This window comes from Streptomyces sp. NBC_00448 (assembly GCF_036014115.1).
In the GTDB taxonomy this organism is placed as follows: domain Bacteria; phylum Actinomycetota; class Actinomycetes; order Streptomycetales; family Streptomycetaceae; genus Actinacidiphila.
The window spans coordinates 3845569-3867324 of record NZ_CP107913.1; the positions used below are offsets into that span (position 1 = coordinate 3845569).

Sequence of the window (21756 nt, forward strand, 5' to 3'; positions counted from 1 at the left end):
CGCCGCGTGCCTACCAGAGGCGGCGGGCACCCGCCGAGGGGGCGATCGTGAAGTGCCGGGACTGCGGGAGCGCCGCCGCCACCGCCTGCGTGATCCTGTCCAGGTCGCCCGCTTCGAGCAGCACGATCGCCGAGCCGCCGAAGCCGCCGCCGGTCATCCGGGCGCCGAGCGCGCCCGCGGCCAGCGCGGTGTCCACCACGAGGTCGAGTTCCGGGCAGGAGACCTGGAAGTCGTCGCGCAGCGAGACGTGTCCCGCGGTCAGCACCGGGCCGATCTCGCGGACCCGGCCGGCGTCGCACAGCGCGAGCACCTCCTCGACCCGGCGGTTCTCGGTGACGACATGCCGGGTCAGCCGGCGCAGCCGGTCGTCGGGGAGGGCGGCGAGGGCGTCGGCCAGGCCGTCGAAGGGCACGTCGCGCAGCGCGGGCAGACCGAGCGCGGCGGCGGCGGCCTCGCAGCCACTCCGGCGCTCGCCGTAGGCGCCGTCGGAGTGCGCGTGCTTGACGCGGGTGTCGACCGCCAGCATCGCCAGCCCCGCGGCGCCCAGGTCGAGCGGCACCTGCCGCTGGGTGAGGCCGCGCACGTCGAGGTGGAGGGCGTGGCCGTCGGTGCAGCAGGCCGAGGCGGTCTGGTCCATGACGCCGACCGGCGCGCCGACGTAGGTGTTCTCCGAGGACTGGCAGAGCAGGGCGAGGTCCTGCCGGGACATGCCGTGCACGCCGTGCAGTTCGGTCAGCGCGAGGGCGGTGACGACCTGGAGCGCCGCGGAGGAGGACAGCCCGCCGCCGACCGGGACGGTGCTGTCGTAGAGCAGGTCGGCGCCGCCGATGTCGTGGCCGGCCTGCCGCAGCGACCACAGCACGGCGGCCGGGTAGCGGACCCAGCCGGGTGTGGTGCCGGGGGCGAGGTCGGCGATCGAGAGTTCGACGGTGCCGTCGTCCATGTCCGCCGAGTGCAGCCGCAGCAGCCCGTCGTCGCGCCGGGCGACGGCCGCGCGGGTGACGTGCGGCAGCGCGAACGGCATCGCGAGGCCGTCGTTGTAGTCGGTGTGCTCGCCGATCAGGTTGACCCGGCCGGGCGCCGCCCACGCGCCTTCGGGGGCGCGCCCGAAGACGTCCTTGAACGCGGCCTCGAATGCGGAGTCGTCAGTCATCGTATGTCGCCCTCCCCGAGCGATCGAGCGAAGTTCCAGGCGTCACGGACGATGCCGGCCAGGTCGGTGCGGGACGGCTGCCAGCCCAGCCGCTCGCGGGCCCGGTCCGCGGAGGCGACCAGCACCGCGGGGTCGCCGGGGCGGCGCGGCTGCGAGGTGGCCGGGATCGGGTGCCCGGTGACCTGGCGGACGGTTTCGATGACCTCGCGGACGGAGAAGCCGTTGCCGTTGCCCAGGTTGCAGATGAGGTGCTCGCCGGCCTGGGCCTTGTCGAGGGCCAGCAGGTGGGCCTCGGCGAGGTCGGCGACGTGGATGTAGTCGCGCAGGCAGGTGCCGTCGGGCGTCGGGTAGTCCTCGCCGTAGACGGCGATCGACGGGCGGCGGCCCTGGGCGACCTGGAGGACCAGCGGGATGAGGTGCGACTCGGGGTCGTGGCGCTCGCCGTGCGCACCGTAGGCGCCGGCAACGTTGAAGTAGCGCAGCGAGACCGCGGCCAGGCCGTGGGCGGCGCACTCCCCGCTGATCATGTGGTCGACGGCCAGCTTGGTGGCGCCGTAGGGGTTGGTGGGGGCGGTCGGCGCGTCCTCGGTGATCGGCACCGTGGCGGGCTCGCCGTAGGTGGCGGCGGTGGAGGAGAAGACCAGCGTGCCCACGCCCGCGGTGCGCATGGCGGCGAGCAGTTCGAGGGTGCCGGCCACGTTGTTGCGCCAGTACTTCTCCGGGTTCGCGACGGACTCGGCGACCTGGGAGGACGCGGCGAAGTGCAGCACCGCGTGGTAGGAGCCGTCGAGCACCTTGCCGGCGTCCTGGACCCGGCCCTCGACGAACTCGGCGCCCGCGGGCACCCCTTCGCGTACGCCGGTGGACAGGTCGTCCAGCACGGTCACCTGGTGGCCGGCCTCGACCAGATGCGCCGCCACGACGCCGCCGACGTATCCGGCACCGCCGGTGACCAGCAGCTTCTTACGTCCGGGGGACCCGGTGGTTTCGGTCACTTCGTGGCCACCTCTCGCAGTCGCAGCGCCGCGGCCTCCGGAGGCACGTCGTTGACGAACACGCCCATGCCGGATTCGGAACCCGCGAGGAACTTCAGCTTGCCCGACGCGCGCCGAATGGTGAAAAGCTCCAGGTGGAGGGCGAACTCCCGGCGGTCGGCCGCGGTGAAGGGCGCCTGGTGCCAGCCGGAGATGTACGGGGTCGGCGGCTGGTCGGGACCGAAGATCCGGTCGAAGCGGCGCAGCAGCTCCAGGTAGACGTGCGGGAACTCCGCCCGGGCGTCCTCGTCGAGGCCGAGCAGGTCGGGCACCCGGCGGTTGGGGTAGAGGTGCACTTCGTACGGCCAGTGCGCCGCGTACGGGACGAACGCCGTCCAGTGCTCGCCGGCCAGCACGATCCGGCTGCCGTCGGCGCGCTCGTCGGCGAGCACGTCGTCGAAGAGGTTGCGGCCGGTGGCCGCGCGGTGCTCGGCGAGCGAGCGCAGCATCAGCGCGGTGCGCGGGGTGGTGAACGGGTACCCGTAGATCTGCCCGTGCGGGTGGCCGAGGGTGACGCCGATCTCCTTGCCCCGGTTCTCGAACGGGAAGACCTGGACGACGCCGGGCAGCTGGGACAGCTCACGGGTGCGGTCGGTCCACGCGTCGAGCACCAGGCGGGCGGCCTGCGGGGTGAGGCTCGCGAAGGACGCGTCGTGGTCGGAGGTGAAGCAGACCACCTCGCAGCGGCCCTTGTCGCCGGTGAGCGAGGGGAAGCGGTTCTCGAAGACGACGACCTCGTAGTCCGCGGCCGGGATCTCGGTCTGCCGCCCCTCGCGCGAGGGACACAGCGGGCACTGGTCGGCCGGCGGATGGTACGTACGGCCCTGCCGGTGCGAGGCGACCGCCACGCTGTCGCCGAGCAGCCGGTCGAAACGCGTCTCGGTGGTGGTGGCCACCGGTTCGAGCGGGCGGGGATCGCTCGCGTCGCGGACCACGGCGTCGGCTGAGTCGTAGTAGATCAGCTCACGGCCGTCCGCGAGCCGGGTCGGCGTCTTCTTCACCTACGGCACCTCACACCACGATCACTCAACACGCTTCCAACAGAACCGCACACAATGAATCACAACGCAACAGAACAGTCAATGCCGGGGGCCTACGAAGTCACATAGCTTGGTCACGATGGGGGATCAGGCCGTACGGAACCGCGCCCGACCGCAGCGGGGCACAACCAAACAAAGCCGAACAGACCACGACGCAACGGGGCGCGGGAGCACTCCCCCGGAGCCTCGCCGGGGACACCCCCACCCGGGCGAAACCCCGGGGGGACAACGGCGCGAGGGACCGCCCGGGCACGGGCGGTCCCTCGGACCGTTCGGAAACGGGTGCCCCGGGCGGTCAGGGGCGCCCCTCGCTCATCGCGTCGGCTCTCCGGCCGCCCGCTCCAGCAGCCCGGTACGGGCCGCGAGCGCCGCCGCCTCCAGCCGGGAGCCCACGCCCAGCTTCATCAGCACCCGCTGCACATGGGTGCGGGCGGTGCTCGGCGCGATCCGCATCCCGGCCGCGATCACCCGGGTGTCCTCGCCCTCGGCGACCCGCACCAGCACCTCGACCTCGCGCGGGGTGAGCATGTCCAGCAGCCGGGCCCCCTCGTCGTCGGGCTGCCGGGCCGGGTTGAGCAGCTCGGCGAAGGCGCCCTGCAGCAGTTGCTGGGCCACCGCGACCTCGCCGGTCCTGGCCTTGGCCATGGCCCGCTCGACGCCCTCGATCCGCTCGTCGTGCCGGACATACCCGGACGCGCCGGCCGCGAAGGCAGCGGCGATCCCGCGCGGGTCGGGCACCGGCCCGAGCACCACCACGGCCACCGCGGGCCGCTCCCGCTTGATCCGCGCCACCGTGTCGAACGCGCCGGGCTCGGCGGGCGCGGCGGTACCGAACAGGCACACCTCCGGCGTCCTGTTGAGCACCAGTTCGGCCGCGCCCGCGGCGGGCGCCGCGGCCGCCAGCACGCGGTGCCCGCGCAGCCTCAGCGCCGAAGCCAGCGCCTCGGCGAGCAGCCGGTGGTCGTCGACCACGACGAGCCGTACACCCATCTCGGGTCTCCCCCATCCCCCTGCGGCCCGACGGCCGCCGGTACCGGTCCCCAGTCCATACCGCGACCGGACCGGTCCCAACCGCGCCTGCGGGCGCAAGCACGCGCTCGCCGCGAAATTACCCGCTTCCCGGCGCCGAGCGCGTCCCTACCGGTGGAAACGTGCCACGGTCCCACGATCGGATCGCCCGGTGCGCCCGGTATCCCCGGAGCGCCCGGTGCGTTCCGGGCCGACACGCGATCAGCCGTACGCCACCAGGTACTTCTGCCCGGTCTCGCCCGCGTAGACGGTCTTCGAGGCCAGGTAGAGGACGTTGTCGTGCCACACCATGTAGCGCTCGTCCCCGAAGGAGTCCAGCTTGTTGTACGCGTCGGACCCGAGCGTCGCGTAGGTGGTCATCGTGCCGTCGCCCGGATCGAGGGTGACGAGCTTGCCCGGCTTGTCGTACGACGGCGCCTCGTACCCGAGCACCTTGCCGTCCTGGAAGCCGATGCCGGTGATGTCGTAGTTGTCGGTCGGCTTGGCGACCCACTTCTGCTTGCCGTCCGAGAGGTTGAAGGCCACGATGCCGCTGAGCACCTTGCCCTCGCCCGCGGTGTCGCCGGCCAGCGTCAGGTAGACGGTGTCCTTGTCGACCAGCACGTCGTGCACGGACTGCACCTCGATGCCGTCGTCGTCGATCCGGTACTTCTTGGTGCCCAGCGACACCCGCGACTGCAACCGGCCGTCGACCAGCGACGCCACGTCGGTGTAGATCGTGTCCTGGGTGCCGAGCAGCACCACCACCGGGTCGGTGGAGACCACCGCCGTCACCCGCAGGCCCTCCGGCGCGGCCCAGGTCCACTTCGCGGCACCGGCCTTGGCGGGATCGACCACCTGCACCTTGTAGGAGGTGTCGTAACCGCAGTCGAGGACGGCCACGAACTGCGCGCCGCCGGCGTACCCGTCGTCCCTGCAGTTGTCGCCGCTGTCGCCGTCGCCGGACTGCCACAACGTCTTCTGCGCGCTGAGCTGGTAGCCGGCCGAGCCCTCGCCCCAGGTGATGCCGACCGAGTCCCCGCTGACCGCCATCTCGGCGTCGCGGTAGCTCGGCGAGCTGTCGCCGCCGGGGAGTTGCGCGGTCCACAGCATCTTGCCCGAGGCCAGGTCGATCGCCATGATCTTGCCGCAGTCGGCGCCGTACTGGATCGCGGTCATGTCGTGGTACGCGTCGCGCGCCGCGGTGCAGTCCGAGCCGGCGGCCGCCGGGATCGCCCACGCCTGCGCGCCGGTGCCGATGTCGTACCCGACCACCTGGTTGATCTGGTTCTTCACCACGTACTTGTCGGTGAACCAGACACCCAGCTCGTCCTTCAGGTTGTCCTTCTCCGCGACGGTGTCGGCGTCCTTGTCCCACTTGAAGTCCAGCTGGGACTTGTGCGCGGCGGTGCTCGGACCGCCGCTGGTGCCACCGGAGTTGGCCTGCGGCTTCGGATCGTCCTTGCCGCCGCCCTTGGTCGCGAAGTACACGCCGCCGCCGATCACCAGCACCGCGGCCACCACGGCCGCCACGATGATCACCAGCTTGTTCTTCGACCCGCCGCCACCGGGTATGCCCGGCTGTCCGTAGGGCGGTTGACCGCCGTAGGGGGGCTGCTGGCCGTACTGCGGGGCGGGCGCCTGCTGCGGGTAGCCGTACGGTCCGGCGGGCGGCGGCGTCTGGCCGTACTGCTGCTGGCCGTATCCGGGCTGCGCGTAGCCCTGCCCGGGTTGCGGCGGCTGCGGGCCGGGGTAGCCGTAGCCGGGCGCGGGCGCCGACGGGGGCTGCTGCGGCGGCTGTTGGGGCTGCTGCTGGGGGAACGCGGGCTGGGTCGGGGCCGCGTACGGGTTCTGGCCCGGGGGCGGCGGAGAGGCGTACGGGTTGTCCGGCTGCGAAGGGGGCGGCGGCACAGCTCCGCCGGCGCCACCGTACGGGGGCGGGTTTCCGGGGGGCGGGGGCGGCTGCGACATCAGCTGGTCCTTCTTCGGGCCGGGCGAATGGAGTTCGGGCGAGCGGAGACTCTTTCTATCACCCGCCCCACTTGACTCCCCGGGCCGCCGCTGTTCCGTTACCGGCCCGCTACACGTCCCCCACCAGCGCGCCCGCCGGTGCCCCCGGCACGCCGCCGCCGGGCCCCGCTACGCGTCCTCGGCCAGCTCCAGCCAGCGCGTCTCCAGGTCCTCGCGCTCCTCGCGCAGCGCGCGCAACTCCGCGTCGAGGGCGGCGACTTTCTCGAAGTCGGTGGCGTGCTCGGCGATCCTGGCGTGCAGTTCGCCCTCGCGCTCGCCGACCTTGTCCAACCGCCGCTCCACGCGCTGGAGTTCCTTCTTCGCGGCACGCGTGTCGCGGGCTCCGGCGCCGCCCGGGCCGGAGTTCGCGCCGTCGGCGGTCCGCTGGGCCGACTTCGCCGGCTTCTGGGCGGCGGAGGGCGGCGCGGCGGCAGCGACGAGCGCGTGCCTGCGCTCCAGGTACTCGTCCACGCCGCGCGGCAGCATCCGCAGGGTCCGGTCGCCGAGCAGCGCGAACACCCGGTCGGTGGTGCGCTCCAGGAAGTAGCGGTCGTGGCTGATCACCAGCATCGAGCCGGGCCAGCCGTCGAGCAGGTCCTCCAGCTGGGTCAGCGTCTCGATGTCGAGGTCGTTGGTCGGCTCGTCGAGGAAGAGGACGTTGGGCTCGTCCATCAGCAGCCGCAGGATCTGCAGCCTGCGGCGCTCACCGCCGGACAGGTCGCCGACCGGTGTCCACTGCTTCTCCTTGCCGAAGCCGAACTTCTCGCAGAGCTGGCCCGCGGTCAGCTCCCGGCCCTTGCCGAGGTCGACCCGCTGCCGTACCGACTCCACGGCCTCCAGCACCCGCTGCGTGGGGGCGAGTTCGGCCACCTCCTGGGAGAGGTAGGCGAGTTTGACGGTCCGGCCCACCACGACCCGGCCGTGTGCGGGCTGCCGCTCCCCGTCGCTTGCGGCCGCCTCGCCCAGAGCCCGCAGCAGCGACGTCTTGCCGGCGCCGTTCACCCCGACCAGGCCGATCCGGTCGCCCGGGCCGAGCTGCCAGGTGATGTGCTCCAGCAGCGTCTTGGGGCCCGCGGTGATCGTCACGTCCTCCAGCTCGAACACGGTCTTGCCGAGCCGGGAGTTCGCGAACTTCATCAGCTCGGCGCTGTCGCGCGGCGGCGGCACGTCCTCGATCAGGGCGTTGGCCGCCTCGATCCGGAACCGCGGCTTGGAGGTGCGGGCCGGGGCGCCGCGGCGCAGCCACGCCAGCTCCTTGCGCATCAGGTTCTGCCGCTTGGCCTCCTCGGTGGCGGCGATCCGCTCCCGCTCGGCGCGCGCGAACACGTAGTCGCTGTAGCCGCCTTCGTACTCGTAGACGGTGCCGCGCTGCACGTCCCACATCCGCGTGCAGACCTGGTCCAGGAACCAGCGGTCGTGAGTGACGCAGACCAACGCGGCGCGGCGCGCGCGCAGATGGCCGGCCAGCCACGAGATGCCTTCCACGTCCAGGTGGTTGGTGGGCTCGTCGAGCACGATCAGGTCCTGCTCGCCGATCAGCAGCTTCGCCAGCGCGATACGGCGCCGCTCGCCGCCGGACAGCGGGCCGATCACGGTGTCCAGGCCACGGTCGAAGCCGGGCAGGTCCAGCGCCCCGAACAGCCCGGTCAGCACGTCCCTGATCCGCGCGTCCCCGGCCCAGTCGTGGTCCGGGCGGTCCCCGACGATCTCCTGCCGGACGGTCGCGGCCGGGTCCAGCGAGTCGCCCTGCGTCAGCACGCCCAACCGCAGGCCGCCCTGCTGCGTCACGCGCCCCGCGTCCGGGTCCTCCAGCCGGGCCAGCATCCGCACCAGCGTCGTCTTCCCGTCGCCGTTCCGCCCGACCACCCCGATCCGGTCCCCCTCGGACACCCCGAGCGACACCCCTTCGAGCAGCATGCGCGTCCCGTAGGTCTTGCTGACGCTTTCGACATTGACGAGGTTGACGGCCACGGACGGCTCTCTCTTGGGGGACGGGGGTTGTCGTGGGGGACGGGTTCAAGGGTAAACGGGGCGGGGCGGCCGCCGGCGGCGGGGAGCGGAGGGAGGTGGGACGCCGGTGGGGCGGCGGGGTGAGGCGGCGGGCCGGGGGAGCGTCCGCGCCGCGGTGATGTGCGGGTGAGGCGGGCCCCCCGGGAGGGGTGGCGGGTGAGGTGACGGTCGGGGTGGCAGGCGGGTGGCAGATGGCGTGAGGACGGTGACGGGAGGGGTTACCGGTCGGCTTGCGGAAGGACGGTGGCTCCGGCGGCGGGTGCGACCGCGACCCTCGAACAATCGCCGAGCACGTCCGCGATCTTGGCGGCGCCCTCCTCCTCGGCGGCGAGGAAGGCGACGGTCGGCCCGGACCCGGAGACGATCCCGGCCAGCGCCCCCGCCCCGAGCCCCGCGGCAACGGTGTCAGCCAGGCTGGGACGCAGGGACAGCGCCGCTTCCTGGAGGTCGTTCACCAGCACCCGGGCCAGCGCGTGGGCGTCCCCGTCCGCCAGCGCGGCCACCAGCGCCGGGTCGGCCGCGGGCTCGGCCACCTCGCCCGCCAGGTCGCCCGCCCCGCTCTCCCGGCGGAGCCGGTCGCACTCGCGGTACACCTCGGGCGTGGACAGCCCGCCGTCGGCCAGCGCGAACACCCAGTGGAACGCACCGCTGACCTCCAGCGCGGTGAGCCGCTCCCCGCGCCCCACCCCGAGCGCGGCCCCGCCGAGCAGCGGGAACGGCACATCGCTGCCCAGCTCCCCGGCGATCCGCAGCAGTTCCGCCATCGGCGTGCCCAGTCCCCACAGCGCGTCGCACGCGAGCAGCGCGCCCGCCCCGTCGGCGCTGCCGCCCGCCATCCCCCCGGCCACCGGGATGTCCTTGGCGATGTGCAGGTGCACGCGGGGCTCGATGCCGTGGTGCTCGGCGAGCGCGACCGCGGCCCGCGCGGCCAGGTTCGTACGGTCCAGCGGGATGCCGGCGACATCCCGCCCCTCCGCGGTGATCGTCAGCTCATCCGCGGACCTGGCCGTCACATGGTCGTACAATCCCACCGCGAGGAACACGTTCGCCAGGTCATGGAACCCGTCCGGCCGCCGCCCGCCGACAGCGAGCTGCACATTGACCTTGGCGGGCACACGTACGGTCACGGCGGTCACGATCAGATTCTCCTCGGTTCGTACGACGTTCGTCTCTGCGTTCTTCCGGTTCGTCCGCCCGCCCCGCGGCCGGTGGGATCGTCACACCGGCCGGTGCTCGGCGATCGCCGCGAACTCCTCCACCGTCAGCGCCTCGCCCCGCGCCTGCGGCGACACCCCCGCGGCGACCAGCGCCGCCTCGGCGGCCGCCGCCGACCCGGCCCACCCGGCCAGCGCGGCCCGCAGCGTCTTGCGGCGCTGCGCGAACGCCGCGTCGACGGCCGCGAACACCTCGGCCCGGGTCGCCGTGGTCTTCGGCGGGTCGCGCCGCACCAGCGACACCAGGCCGGAGTCGACGTTCGGAGCGGGCCAGAAGACGTTGCGCCCGATCGAGCCCGCGCGCCGCACCCGCGCGTACCAGTTCGCCTTCACCGACGGCACCCCGTACACCTTGTTGCCGGGCGCCGCGGCCAGCCGGTCGGCCACCTCGGCCTGCACCATCACCAGGGTCCGCTCGATGGTCGGGAAGGTCGCGAGCATGTGCAGCAGCACCGGCACGGCCACGTTGTAGGGGAGGTTCGCGACGAGCGCGGTCGGCGCCGGGCCGGGCAGTGCGGTCACCGCCATCGCGTCGCTGTGCACCAGCGCGAACCGGTCGGCCCGCTCCGGCAGCCGCGCGGCCACGGTCGCGGGCAGGGCCGCGGCGAGCACGTCGTCGATCTCGATCGCGGTGACCCGGTCCGCGGTCTCCAGCAGCGCCAGCGTCAGCGACCCGAGCCCCGGCCCGACCTCGGCTACCACGTCGTCCGGCCCGACCTCCGCGGTGCGCACGATCCGCCGTACGGTGTTCGCGTCGATCACGAAGTTCTGGCCGCGCTGCTTGGTCGGCCGCACCCCCAGCGCGGCGGCCAGCGCGCGCACGTCGGCCGGTCCGAGCAGGGCGCCGGGCGCGTCGGGGTCTGTCGTACTCACACCCGCAAGGCTATCCGCCGCCCGCACCGGCTCCTACCAGCCGCCGGTCAGTACCCGAAGACCCGCGCCGTGTTCCGCGCCACCGCCGCCGCCAGGGTGTCCTCGTCCTCGCCCCTGGCCGCGGCCATCGCCCGCAGCGTCACCGGGATCAGGTAGGGCGCGTTGGGCCGCCCCCGGTGCGGCACCGGGGTGAGGAAGGGCGCGTCCGTCTCCACCAGCAGCCGGTCCAGCGGAGCGGCCGCCACCGCGTCCCGCAGGTTCTGCGCCGACTTGTAGCTGACGTTCCCGGCGAAGGACAGGTAGTAGCCGCGCTCGGCGCACAGCTTCGCCATGGCCGCGTCCCCGGAGAAGCAGTGGAAGAGCACGGTGTCGGGCGCGCCCTCCTCCAGCAGGATGCGCAGCACGTCCTCGTGCGCGTCCCGGTCGTGGATGACCAGCGCCTTGCCGTGCCGCTTGGCGATCGCGATGTGCCGCCGGAAGGAGTGCGCCTGGGCCTGCGCGCCGCCCGGCCCGGTGCGGAAGTAGTCGAGGCCGGTCTCCCCCACGCCCCGCACCTGCGGCAGCGCGGCCAGCGCGTCGATCTCGTCGATCGCCGCCTCCAGCGCGGCCATCCCGCCCGGTTCCCGGTCGCCCTGGCGTGACCAGTGGTCGGGGTCGCCGTGCACGATCCTGGGCGCCTCGTTGGGGTGCAGCGCCACCGCCGCCCAGATCGCGTCGTATTCCGCCGCGGTCCGCGCCGCCCAGCGCGAGCCCTCCAGGTCGCAGCCGACCTGGATGAGGGTGTGCACCCCGACCGCCGCTGCCGCCGCCAGCGCCTCCTCGACCGTGCCGGACTGCATGTCCAGGTGGGTGTGCGAGTCGGCGACCGGGACGCGCAACGGCTGCGGGGCGGGTGCGGGCTCGGCGCTCTTCTTCGTCGGCTTCGTCGGCATGGGTCCGATCCTAGGGATCGGCGCGACCGGGCCCGTCACGCGGCCGGCGGTCCCCCGCGGGGCCCGTCACCTGCCCGGTGGACCCGGGTGGGGTCCACCGGGTCCCGTCAGACCGCGGGTCCTGCGGGTGTGCCGGGTCCGCCGTGCCTGCGGTGCAGCAGCCCGAGCACCGACCAGTGGTGCGCGTGCGGCTCGGCGTGCGGCGGCCGCGGCGCGTGCCACCGCGACACCACCTCGTCGACCTGCCCGGAGCGCATGATGCGCACCAGGTGGCCGCCGCAGTTCCCGCAGTTGGGACGGGTCAGCGGCGAGGGGACCGGGGTGCCGTCGGCCAGGTACGTGACATAGGGGCGACCCGAGGTGTCGACACGGTGCTCTATCTCGTACGCCTGCTCCCAGCCGTGCCCGCAGTTCATGCACGCGAAGGAGTACGCCTCCCTGACGTTGTACGCGGAAGCACCGGGTGGCACCGGGTGTCCCGCACTCGTGCTCGCCCCCGTCGCCGTACGTCCGCTTCCGACGGTCTCGCTCATGGCAGCTCCTGCGGCCCTACGGACGCCTTGTCCGACCGGGACTTCCCACCACCAGCGAACGCCCCGCCCGCCCCTCCCGCAGCACACCAGGGAGAGACTTGGGCCAGATTTGGGGCGTATGTGGGAGATCGGCGATATTGCTTTGCCCTGCACCACGTTTATGTCCGCCCTCGCGGGCGGGCCGAAGTTCGCGCCGGTCACGGCCGGAAGCGCGGGAACTGCGGGGGACGGAGGTGACGGCGCGGCACGGCAAGCGACGGCGGGGAGGCTTCCGGCCGCCTCACGCCTTCCGGGTGGTCCTCACGCCTTCCCGTGCTTCGCCGCCACCACCGCGTCGAACACGTCCCGCTTCGGCACCCCCGCCTCCACCGCGACCGCCGCGATCGCCTCCTTGCGCCGCTCCCCCGCCTCCTCCCGTACCGCCACCCGCCGGGCCAGCTCCTCCGGTGCCACGTCCCCCGCCACCGGCGCCGGGGCGCCCTCAACCACCACGGTGATCTCGCCCCTCACCCGTTCGGCGGCCCAGCGCGCGAGCTCCTCCAGCGGGCCGCGCCGTACCTCCTCGTACGTCTTGGTCAGCTCCCGGCACACCGCCGCCCGCCGCTCGGCGCCGAACACCTCCGCCATGGCGGCCAGGGTGTCGTCGATACGGTGCGGCGCCTCGAAGTACACGAGCGTGCGGCGGTCGGCCGCGACCTCCCTGAGCCGGGCCAGCCGCTCCCCCGGCTTGCGCGGCAGGAACCCCTCGAAGCAGAACCGGTCCACCGGCAGGCCCGACACCGCCAGCGCGGTCAGCACCGCCGACGGCCCCGGCACCGCCGTCACCCGCACCCCGCGCTCCACCGCGGCGGCCACCAGACGGTAGCCCGGGTCGGACACCGACGGCATGCCCGCGTCCGTCACCAGCACCACCCGGGCGCCGCCCTGCAGCGCGTCGGCGAGTTCCCCGGTGCGGGCCGCCTCGTTCCCCTCGAAGTACGACACCACGCGCCCGGCCGGCTCCACGCCCAGCGCCTGTGTCAGCCGGCGCAGCCGCCTGGTGTCCTCGGCGGCCACCACGTCGGCCGCGGCCAGCTCGGCGGCCAGCCGCGGCGGCGCGTCCGCGACGTCCCCGATCGGCGTGCCCGCCAGCACGAGCAGGCCCTCTCCCGCGGGTACCGTCCGCACCGCGGACGGGTCGTATGCGAGGGGCGCGGGTGCGGTGCCGTTCGTCGCGACGTTCGCGGTGCCGTTCGCGGTGGCGTCACCGGTTTCGTCGGGCTCGGCGTCGTCCAGCTCGGCGTCGAGCGCGTCGCGGCCCGTGCCGTCGGCGACCGTGTCGTCGGCCACGTTCCGCTCCGCTTGCCGGGCCGCCTGCTGGGACGTGTGCCGGGCCGTGCGGTCGGACGGATCTTCGGATGAGCTGGTCACGGCTTGAGTCTAGGCGCGGCCCGAGGGCCGGCTCCGCGCTCGGATTACCGGACAAAGCCGCCCCGGGTGCGGACAGCTCATCGCAATCTCAGACGCTTTCCCTACGATGGGCCGGTGACGAGTGAGACCGTGGCGCAGGACCGTGCCCCAGAGGGCGTCCGGGCACAGGCGGAGCCGAGCGCGTGGGCGCGGCGGCTGCGCGGTTTCGGGCACGTCGAACCGCCCCGGACCGACACCCGCGAACGCCTGGTCCCGCCGTTTCCCGAACCCGGCACCAGGATCTGGCAGATGCTCGGCCTCGGCCCGCGCCTCGCCCACCTGGCCGCGAAGTGGTCCGGCTGGCTCGGCCCGATCATGGTCGCCGTCCTCGCGGGCGGCCTGCGCTTCTGGCGCCTGGGCAGCCCGCGCGATGTCGTCTTCGACGAGACGTACTACGCCAAGGACGCCTGGTCGATGATCAAGTACGGCTACGAGGGCACGTGGCCGGACGGCAAGATCTCCAACCCGGAGATCCTCGCGCACCCGCAGGTCATCCCGCTGTCCAAGGTCGGCAGCTACGTCGTGCACCCGCCCACCGGCAAGTGGATCATCGGGTTCGGCGAGTGGATCTTCGGGCTGAACCCCTTCGGCTGGCGCTTCATGATGGCCGTGCTCGGCACCCTGGCGGTGCTCATGCTCTGCCGGATCGGCCGCCGGCTGTTCCGCTCCACCGCGCTCGGCTGCATCGCGGGCACCCTGATGGCCGTGGACGGCCTCGAGTTCGTGATGAGCCGGATCGCGCTGCTCGACCTCGTCATCATGTTCTTCGCACTCGCCGCGTTCGGCTGCCTGCTGGTCGACCGCGACTGGGCCAGAGGCCGCCTCGCGGCCGCCCTGCCGGTCGGTGAGGACGGTTTCGCCGGGCCCGACGACGCCACCGCCTCCCGCCAGGGCATGGGCTGGCGCCCCTGGCGCATCGCCGCCGCCGTCCTCCTGGGCCTCGCCGCTTCCAGCAAGTGGAACGGCATGTACTTCCTGGCCTTCTTCATGATCCTGACGGTGCTGTGGGACATCGGCTCACGGCGCGTCGCCGGCTCCCGCAGCCCGTACCTGGCCGTCCTGCGCAAGGATCTCGGCTGGTCGGTGCTGACGATGCTGCCGGTCGCCGTGGTGACCTACCTGATCACCTGGACCGGCTGGTTCATGTCCAGCGACGCCTACGACCGGCACTGGGCGGACGGCCGCGGCGGCTTCTGGTCCTTCATCCCGGCGCCCCTTCGCAGCCTGTGGCACTACGAACACGACGTCTACAAGTTCAACATCGGCCTGCACACCTACCACCCGTACGAGTCCAACCCCTGGAGCTGGCTGGTCCTCGGGCGGCCGGTCTCGTACTACTTCGAGTCGCCCAAGTACGGGCAGGACGGCTGCACCGCCTCCGAGGGCTGCGCCCGCGAGATCCTCGCCCTGGGCACCCCGCTGCTGTGGTGGTCGGCCTGCTTCGCCCTGGTCTACCTGCTCTACCGGTGGATCGCCCGGCGCGACTGGCGGGCGGGCGCCATCCTCTGCGCGGCCGGCGCCGGCCTGCTCCCCTGGTTCCACTACCAGGACCGCACGATCTTCTACTTCTACGCGGTCGCCTTCGTGCCCTACCTGTGCCTGGCCGTCACCATGATGATCGGCGCCTTCCTCGGTCCACGCGAGGCCACCGAGAGCAGACGTATGTGGGGCGCGGTGGGCGCGGGCACCCTGGTGCTGCTCATCATCTGGAACTTCATCTACTTCTTCCCGATCTACACAGGGATGACGATCCCCTACCACTCCTGGCAGGCCAGGATGTGGCTGGATTCGTGGATCTGACCGGCGCCCGGTAGGCGGATGGCCTCGGATCCTGAGGTCCTCAGCAGGACCTGAGGACTTCAGGACATGAGGACGTGGGGACCTGAGGTCTTCAGGAGGTGTGCGGCCGGCCTCGCCTCACTCAGCCGCCAACGCGTCCGTGAAACCCGAATTGCTGTTCAGAATCCCGCCGTCCACCGGCAAGGTGACCCCGGTGATCCAGGCGGCGTCCCGCGACGCCAGGAACGCGACGGCCGCCGCGATGTCGGTGGGCTCGCCGATCCGCCCCAGCGGATACGACCCGGCGGCCTTCGTGAGGATCTCCTCGCGGCCGGCCCATGCCGGGGTGCGGATCGTGCCGGGCGCCACGAGGTTGACGCGCACCCCGTCCGGCGCCGCGTGCACCGCGAGGGTGCGGGTGAGCGAGACCAGGCCCGCCTTCGCCGCGCTGTAGGAGTGGTTGCCGAAGTACGACAACCCGTTGACCGAACCGATGTTGACGATCGCGCCACGTCGGCGCGGTGCGTTCATCAGATGGGGAAGAGCGGCGCGCGAGCATCTCATCGCACCGCTGAGGGTGACATCCAGGTCGCGCTGCCACTCCTCGTCACTCTCCAGGGTGAAGTCGTCGTGGTGCTCGCCGCAGGAGTAGGCGTTGTTGACCAGCACGTCCAGCGTGCCGAACACATCCACCGCGCGGGCGATCGCCGCGTCCACCGACGCCCGTTCCGCCACATCGCAGCGCACTGCCTCCGCCCGGCCGCCGTCCGCCCGGATCGCGGCGGCCGTACGCGAAGCCGCCACCCCGTCCAGATCGGCGATCAGCACCCCCGCGCCCTCGGCGGCGAACCTGCGCGCCGTCGCCTCACCGATCCCACGGGCCGCCCCCGTCACCACCACGCCGTAGCCGTCGAAGCGTTCAGTCATCCGGTCAGCGTAGGCACTGCCGAACAGCCCTGACCAGAGCTTGTGCACGCGCATCCGCGGTCACATTGCGCTGCATCCCGTTGGTGACGTACGCGAAGCCGATCCCGGCCTCGGGATCGGCGAACCCCAGCGACCCACCGCGCCCCGGATGCCCGAACGAACCCGCGGCCAGCAGCGGCGAGGCCGGACCGTGCAGCATGAAGCCCAGCCCGAAACGGGTGTTGACCACCAGCACCCGGTCGGGCCCGTCCGCCTCCACGGTGCGCGCGGCCGCCAGCGTGCCGGGCGCGAACAGCCGCCGGCCCCCGCCCTGGCTCGCTGCCACGGGCCCGCCCTGCTCGACGTCACGGGCCTGCTCGCCCCGCTCGACGTCGCCGACCAGCGCCGCGTAGCAGCGCGCCAGCGACCGCGCGGTCGCGATCGTGCCGGAACCCGCCAGCTGCCCGGCCCGGTAGCCGGGGTCGTTCTCGTCCGGCAGCGGGGTGATCGCGGCGAAAGCCCGGGTGGTCAGCGACGCGGGGTCGGCGTAGGCGTCCTGCACGGTGCGCTTGGGACGGGCCCGCAGCCCGCCGGACGCGGGCGGTTCAGGCGTGGCGACAGGCCCGATCCGGCCGACCCGGTGCTCCTGGTCCGCGGGCAGCCCCAGCCACAGGTCGAGGCCGAGCGGCCCGGCGACCTCCTCGGCGACGTACTGTCCGACAGTCCGACCGGAGACCCGCAGCACCAGTTCCCCGACCAGCCAGCTGAAGGTCTGCGCGTGGTACCCGTGCTCGCGTCCCGGCACGAACAGCGGCGCCTGCGCGGCCACCGCCCGCGGCCCCGACACGCCGTCGACCGCCTCCCGCGGGGTGAGCGGTGTGTCCAGCGCGGGCACCCCGGCCCGGTGCGCCAACACGTCCCGCACCGTCACCCGGTCCTTGCCCGCCGCCTTGAACTCGGCCCAGTACGTGGCCACGGGCGCGTCGAGGTCCAGCTGCCCGCGCTGGTGGAGCAGCAGCAGGCACACCGCCGCCACCCCCTTGCCCGCCGACCTGACGACCTGCGCGGTCCGCCCTTCCCACGGCCCGCCGCCGTCGAAGCCGGTGCGCCCGGCCCACAGGTCCACCACCGGCCGGCCCTCGTGGTGGAGCGCCACGGCCGCCCCGACGTCCCCGCGCCGCAGGAAGTTGTCCGCGAAGGCGTCCCGCACCGGCTCCCAGCCGTCCGCGACCGTCCCGTGCACCACGACACCGCCCGAACCGCCCGCGCCTTCCGCGCCTTCCGCGGCACGGTCGCCGCCGCCTGCATCGCGGATGCCGCCGCCCTCGCCGCTCATCTTCTGCCGCCTCCCGAAACACCCGCCCCCACCCGTCCCCGTACTCCCCGATCGTACGAACCGGCGGGCGAGGGCACGCGGCGGGCCCGTAGCGGGACCGTCCCGGTCGTGGTGACCCGGGAGCGGCCCCGTCACGGGCCCGGTGGGGGGATTCCGCTGCCTACCTGCCAGGTGCTACGACAGCGGCGGGTACGCGTTCTGCAGGAGCTGGTGGAACTGCGCCGAGAACCAGTGGCCCGCGAGCGGCGAGTCCGGCAGCGCGCCGGTCGGGTTGTTGCCGTTTCGCGCGTTGCCGCCGTAGGTCGGGTCGCACATCTGGTCGAAGCCCTTGCCCTCGTCGTTGGCGATGGCCTTGCTCGAACCGTCCGACTCGCCGGGAGGCTTGATCCACACGTAGGCGTCCAGTCCCGCGGCCGGGGCCGCGGTCGGGCGCTCGCCGATGCCGGCACCGGACTGGTTGCACCAGTTCCCGGCGTGGATGCGCCGGTCGATCCGGCCGCCGTCGACGTAGGTGTCCACGCTGGTGGTGGCGCCGGGGGCGGTGGGCCGGGAGGTACCGCCCCAGCCGTTGCGGCCGGTGTCGATCAGCATGCCGATGGTGCTGTCGAAGCCGACGCTGACCAGTTCGGTGCGCAGCGCGGTGGCGTAGGACTGCTCGTCGACGTAGTTGTTCCAGTCGACCCACTTGGACTGCCGCACCGTGGTGCCGTTGACGTTGTCGGTCACCTTGAAGTTGGGCTCCACGGTGGCGCTGTAGTTCGCCGTGTTGGTGATGAAGCCCTGTACGTCGTGGACGGTGGCGCCACTGGTGGTGGCGGCCTTCAGGAACTCCTGCGCGGCGGGGACGAAGTTGCTGTCCCAGCCGAGCCACGCGTGGTGACCGGCGTCGATGTAGTTGTAGGTGTTGGACAGCGCGCCGAGCTTGGCGAGCGCGTAGCCGACGCCCTTCTCGTAGTTGCCGTTCTGCTTCATCGTCGCGCAGGCGGCGGTGGAACCCGCCTCGCCGCTGGCGTTGGTGACGATGTTCGGCAGCGAGTCCGGTTCGATGATGTTGACGATCCGCAGGTTCGCGTACGCCGGGTCCGACATGATCGACGCGATCGGGTCGATGTACTGCGTCTCGTACGTCGACAGGTCGTCAGGGCCCAGCTCGCCGTTGGAGGCGAGCGCGGCGCAGTCGCGGCCGGGCAGGTCGTAGATGACGAACTCCACGGTCAGCGGCTGGCCGTTGGCCTGGGCGACCGCCTCGTCGAGATGGTCCTTGAGGCCCATCGCGCCGTCGACGCCGTTGATCGCGGCGATCCGGTCCAGCCAGACCGCGGTCGACTCGTCCGCGATCGCGGCGCCGCCGTCAGCGGACGCCTCGGACGACCACTCCGGGTTGACGTATCCCTTCGCGCCCACGTACGGGTTGTCCACCCGCTGGCCGTCGCCGCCGCTCGGCGGGGTGGTCGGGGGTGTGGTGGGGGGAGTCGTCGGCGGGGTGGTGGTCCCGCCGCCCGTGGTGCCGCCGTCGTCGCCGCCCGCGGCACCGCACGCGACGCCGTTGAGGGTGAACGCCGTGGGAACCGCGTTGGCCCCGCTGTAGGAGCCGTTGAAGCCGAAGTCGACGCTTCCGCCGGACGCCAGCGTGCCGTTGTAGGAGAGGCTGGACGCGGTGACGCCCGAGCCGGACTGGCTGATGTCGGCGCTCCAGCCCTGCGTCACCTTCTGGTTGCCGGCGAACGACCAGCCGACCTTCCAGCTGGTGGTCGCCGCGCCGTTGTTGGTGACCGTCACGGACGCGGTGAAGCCGCTGTCCCACTGGGACGACACGGTGTAGTCGACTGTGCAGGCGCTGGACGCGGCCTGGGCGGTGGTACTGCTCAACGCGGCCGCGACCGCGCCGGAGGCGACGACGAGCGCCCCTGCGGCCAGTGCGGCGGTTCTGCGTCGGATTATCGGAACTGCCATGTGCGAACGACCTCCATTGGGGGGATGGACCTTCGAAGCTCCGTCGAAAGGTCATGGGAGGTGGTGCCGTTGGTGCGGTGTGGAGTTACACGCTCTTAACGTGGGAGCGCTCCCATAGTGGGGAGCCGCCCCGCTCCTGTCAATGCTTGAAACACGACGAGGACACAGGTGCCGATCGTCGCCCAGGTCACGGCACGCCGCCGCAGGGCGCGAGCCGGATGCCGCCGCATGGACCGCAGGAGAGATCGTTGACGTCCCGTCAATAGATTTACAGAACCGCTGATTGACGAGCCGTCAGGCAGCAGGACGATCGGGCGCCCGCGGCCGTACGGGTGAGGTCGCGGGCGCCGGCGGACAGGTCGTCAGGTCACCTGAACGAGTGGGTTCGCAGGCACATCATGTGCCCGGCGCGTGCCATCACGTCGCCGTCAACACCGAGGCGTCGCATGCCGCCGAGGCACACGCGTCGTACGTATCCCGCCCGCCGCTCTCCTGCCCCGCGGCTCCCGCCGCCCGTCACCCTCTGTCGCCGATCCGGGGTGCGCGTCAGCCGGTCGCGGATACGTCCGGGCCGCCCGCCCGAGGAGCCTCGAAGCCGGGTTCGCCACAACCCCTGACCGCGGGAGCGCGCTCGCGTAACGTGCTGCCCTAAGGTTTCTACCGGCGAGTAAGGATGACCGAGGGAGCGGGTCGATGGCGCTGGACGCGGACGTCGTGGTGGTGGGCGCGGGGTTGGCCGGGCTGGTCGCCACGGTGGAACTGGCCGAGGCGGGTCGCAAGGTGATCCTCGTCGACCAGGAGCCGGAGACGTCGCTGGGCGGCCAGGCGTTCTGGTCGTTCGGCGGGCTGTTCTTCGTCGACTCTCCTGAGCAGCGCCGGATGCGGATCAAGGACAGCGCGGACCTGGCCTGGCAGGACTGGCTCGGCACCGCCGGCTTCGACCGCCCCGAGGACCACTGGCCGCGCCGCTGGGCGGAGGCGTACGTGCACTTCGCCGCCGGTGAGAAGCGCGCCTGGCTGCACGAACGCGGCCTGCGGGTCTTCCCGGTGGTCGGCTGGGCCGAACGCGGCGGCTTCCTCGCGACCGGCCCCGGCAACTCGGTGCCGCGCTTCCACATCACCTGGGGCACCGGCCCGGGCGTCGTCGCACCCTTCGAGCAGCGGGTACGCGACGCGGTCGCCGGCGGCCGCGTCGAGTTGCGCTTCCGGCACCGGGTAACGGCCCTGACCAAGACCGGCGGCGCCGTGGACGGTGTGTCCGGCGAGGTGCTGGCGCCCAGTGGCGTACCGCGCGGCGTGGCCAGTTCCCGTGAGGTGACGGGTGCCTTCGAACTGCGCGCGCAGGCCGTGGTGGTCACATCCGGAGGCATCGGCGGCAACCACGACCTGGTGCGCGCCGCCTGGCCCGAGCGCCTGGGCACCCCGCCGGCCAAGCTGCTGTCCGGAGTCCCCGCCCACGTCGACGGCCTGATGCTGGGCGTCGCCGAGGCGGCGGGCGGTCGTCTGATCAACGGCGACCGCATGTGGCACTACACCGAGGGCATCGAGAACTGGAATCCGATCTGGGCCCGGCACGGCATCCGCATCCTGCCCGGCCCGTCGTCCCTGTGGCTCGACGCGACCGGCAAGCGGCTGCCCGTACCGTACTTCCCCGGCTTCGACACGCTCGGCACCCTGGAACACATCATGGGCACCGGGCACGAGTACACGTGGTTCGTCCTCACCCAGAAGATCATCGAGAAGGAGTTCGCGCTGTCGGGCTCCGAACAGAACCCGGACCTGACCGGCAAGAGCGTGCGTGAAGTGCTCAAGCGGGTGCTGCCCGGCGCCCCGGGGCCGGTCGAGGCGTTCAAGCAGCACGGCGTCGACTTCGTGGTCGAGCGCGACCTCAGCGCCCTGGTGCGCGGCATGAACGCGGTCACCGGCGACGGGCTCATCGACGAGGCCGCGCTGCGCGGCGAGATCGAGGCCCGCGACCGGGAGATCGCCAACACCTACACCAAGGACCTCCAGGTGACCGCGATCCGCGGCGCCCGCAACTACATCGGCGACAAGCTGGTGCGCACAGCCTCCCCGCACCGCCTGCTCGACCCGAAGGCCGGCCCGCTGATCGCGGTCCGGCTCAACATCCTCACCCGCAAGTCGCTGGGCGGCCTGGAAACGGACCTGGACGGCCGTGTGCTGGCCGGAACCGCTCCCGGCGGCGACGAGGGCGCCGGCGGCCGCGGCGCGCCCCTGGCGGGCCTGTACGCGGCCGGCGAGGCGGCCGGCTTCGGCGGCGGCGGCATGCACGGCTACCGCTCGTTGGAGGGCACGTTCCTCGGCGGCTGCCTGTTCTCGGGCCGTACGGCGGGACGCGCGGCGGCCCGCGCCACGTCGTAGGCACGCGTAGGCATGCACAGCGCGCGGCACGCAGGCGTGCGTGCCTACTTCAGGTGCGGGCCCCGCCACTGCCTCCGTACGCCCCCGCTCCCGCATACCCGGCGCGGGGCGTACGGAAGCAGCCCGGGGGCGTGCGACGGCGTG

The 21756-nt window shown here is 72.8% G+C and carries 16 protein-coding genes; 2 read left to right on the forward strand and 14 right to left on the reverse strand.

Annotated elements, in window-relative coordinates; translation table 11 throughout:
- Window positions 1–10: 10 nt before the first annotated feature.
- The 11 genes from galK to rsmI form a co-directional block, all read right to left on the reverse strand.
- Window positions 11–1153, reverse strand: coding sequence for a galactokinase (galK, locus tag OG370_RS16215; RefSeq protein ID WP_328464876.1), 1143 nt, complete (start codon window positions 1151–1153; stop codon window positions 11–13).
- Window positions 1150–2148, reverse strand: coding sequence for a UDP-glucose 4-epimerase GalE (galE, locus tag OG370_RS16220; RefSeq protein ID WP_328464878.1), 999 nt, complete (start codon window positions 2146–2148; stop codon window positions 1150–1152). Before galE ends, galK begins: the two co-directional genes overlap by 4 nt.
- Window positions 2145–3188 (reverse strand): galactose-1-phosphate uridylyltransferase, encoded by a 1044-nt coding sequence (gene galT / locus OG370_RS16225; RefSeq protein WP_328464880.1) that lies wholly within the window; start codon window positions 3186–3188, stop codon window positions 2145–2147. The genes galE and galT overlap by 4 nt, the downstream gene beginning before the upstream one ends.
- A 351-nt stretch (window positions 3189–3539) precedes the next feature.
- Window positions 3540–4217, reverse strand: coding sequence for a helix-turn-helix transcriptional regulator (locus OG370_RS16230; RefSeq protein WP_328464882.1), 678 nt, complete (start codon window positions 4215–4217; stop codon window positions 3540–3542).
- Between the two features lie 240 nt (window positions 4218–4457).
- Complete coding sequence (locus OG370_RS16235) at window positions 4458–6206, reverse strand: outer membrane protein assembly factor BamB family protein (RefSeq protein WP_328464884.1); 1749 nt, start codon at window positions 6204–6206, stop codon at window positions 4458–4460.
- Between the two features lie 168 nt (window positions 6207–6374).
- Window positions 6375–8216, reverse strand: a complete 1842-nt coding sequence (locus tag OG370_RS16240; RefSeq protein ID WP_328464886.1) for an ABC-F family ATP-binding cassette domain-containing protein — start codon at window positions 8214–8216, stop codon at window positions 6375–6377.
- Window positions 8217–8473: 257 nt separating this feature from the next.
- A complete protein-coding gene (locus tag OG370_RS16245; protein ID WP_328474151.1) occupies window positions 8474–9394 on the reverse strand; it encodes a 4-(cytidine 5'-diphospho)-2-C-methyl-D-erythritol kinase in 921 nt (306 codons plus the stop codon).
- Window positions 9395–9472: 78 nt separating this feature from the next.
- Window positions 9473–10342, reverse strand: a complete 870-nt coding sequence (gene rsmA, locus OG370_RS16250; RefSeq protein ID WP_328464888.1) for a 16S rRNA (adenine(1518)-N(6)/adenine(1519)-N(6))-dimethyltransferase RsmA — start codon at window positions 10340–10342, stop codon at window positions 9473–9475.
- Window positions 10343–10389: 47 nt separating this feature from the next.
- Window positions 10390–11274, reverse strand: a complete 885-nt coding sequence (locus OG370_RS16255) for a TatD family hydrolase (protein ID WP_328464890.1) — start codon at window positions 11272–11274, stop codon at window positions 10390–10392.
- Window positions 11275–11381: 107 nt separating this feature from the next.
- The gene (locus OG370_RS16260) at window positions 11382–11807 is read right to left on the reverse strand and encodes a hypothetical protein (protein ID WP_443060682.1); all 426 of its coding nucleotides are present in this window, start codon (window positions 11805–11807) and stop codon (window positions 11382–11384) included.
- Between the two features lie 300 nt (window positions 11808–12107).
- Complete coding sequence (rsmI, locus tag OG370_RS16265) at window positions 12108–12974, reverse strand: 16S rRNA (cytidine(1402)-2'-O)-methyltransferase (RefSeq protein WP_328474155.1); 867 nt, start codon at window positions 12972–12974, stop codon at window positions 12108–12110.
- A gap of 372 nt (window positions 12975–13346) precedes the next feature.
- On the opposite strand from rsmI, the gene OG370_RS16270 reads away from it, so the two are divergent.
- Window positions 13347–15056, forward strand: a complete 1710-nt coding sequence (locus OG370_RS16270; RefSeq protein ID WP_443060870.1) for a dolichyl-phosphate-mannose--protein mannosyltransferase — start codon at window positions 13347–13349, stop codon at window positions 15054–15056.
- A 117-nt stretch (window positions 15057–15173) separates the two neighbouring features.
- Here the strand turns inward: OG370_RS16270 and OG370_RS16275 are convergent, their stop codons facing one another.
- From OG370_RS16275 to OG370_RS16285, 3 genes are all read right to left on the reverse strand, one after another.
- Window positions 15174–15962 (reverse strand): SDR family NAD(P)-dependent oxidoreductase, encoded by a 789-nt coding sequence (locus OG370_RS16275; RefSeq protein ID WP_328464894.1) that lies wholly within the window; start codon window positions 15960–15962, stop codon window positions 15174–15176.
- Window positions 15963–15966: 4 nt separating this feature from the next.
- Window positions 15967–17277, reverse strand: coding sequence for a serine hydrolase domain-containing protein (locus OG370_RS16280; protein WP_328464896.1), 1311 nt, complete (start codon window positions 17275–17277; stop codon window positions 15967–15969).
- 174 nt (window positions 17278–17451) lie between these two features.
- On the reverse strand, window positions 17452–19230 hold the full coding sequence (locus OG370_RS16285) for a glycoside hydrolase family 6 protein (RefSeq protein WP_328464898.1): 1779 nt from the start codon (window positions 19228–19230) through the stop codon (window positions 17452–17454).
- A gap of 693 nt (window positions 19231–19923) precedes the next feature.
- On the opposite strand from OG370_RS16285, the gene OG370_RS16290 reads away from it, so the two are divergent.
- Entirely contained in the window at window positions 19924–21612 is a 1689-nt protein-coding gene (locus OG370_RS16290; RefSeq protein WP_328464900.1) for an FAD-binding dehydrogenase, read from the forward strand.
- The last annotated feature ends 144 nt before the right edge of the window (window positions 21613–21756 follow it).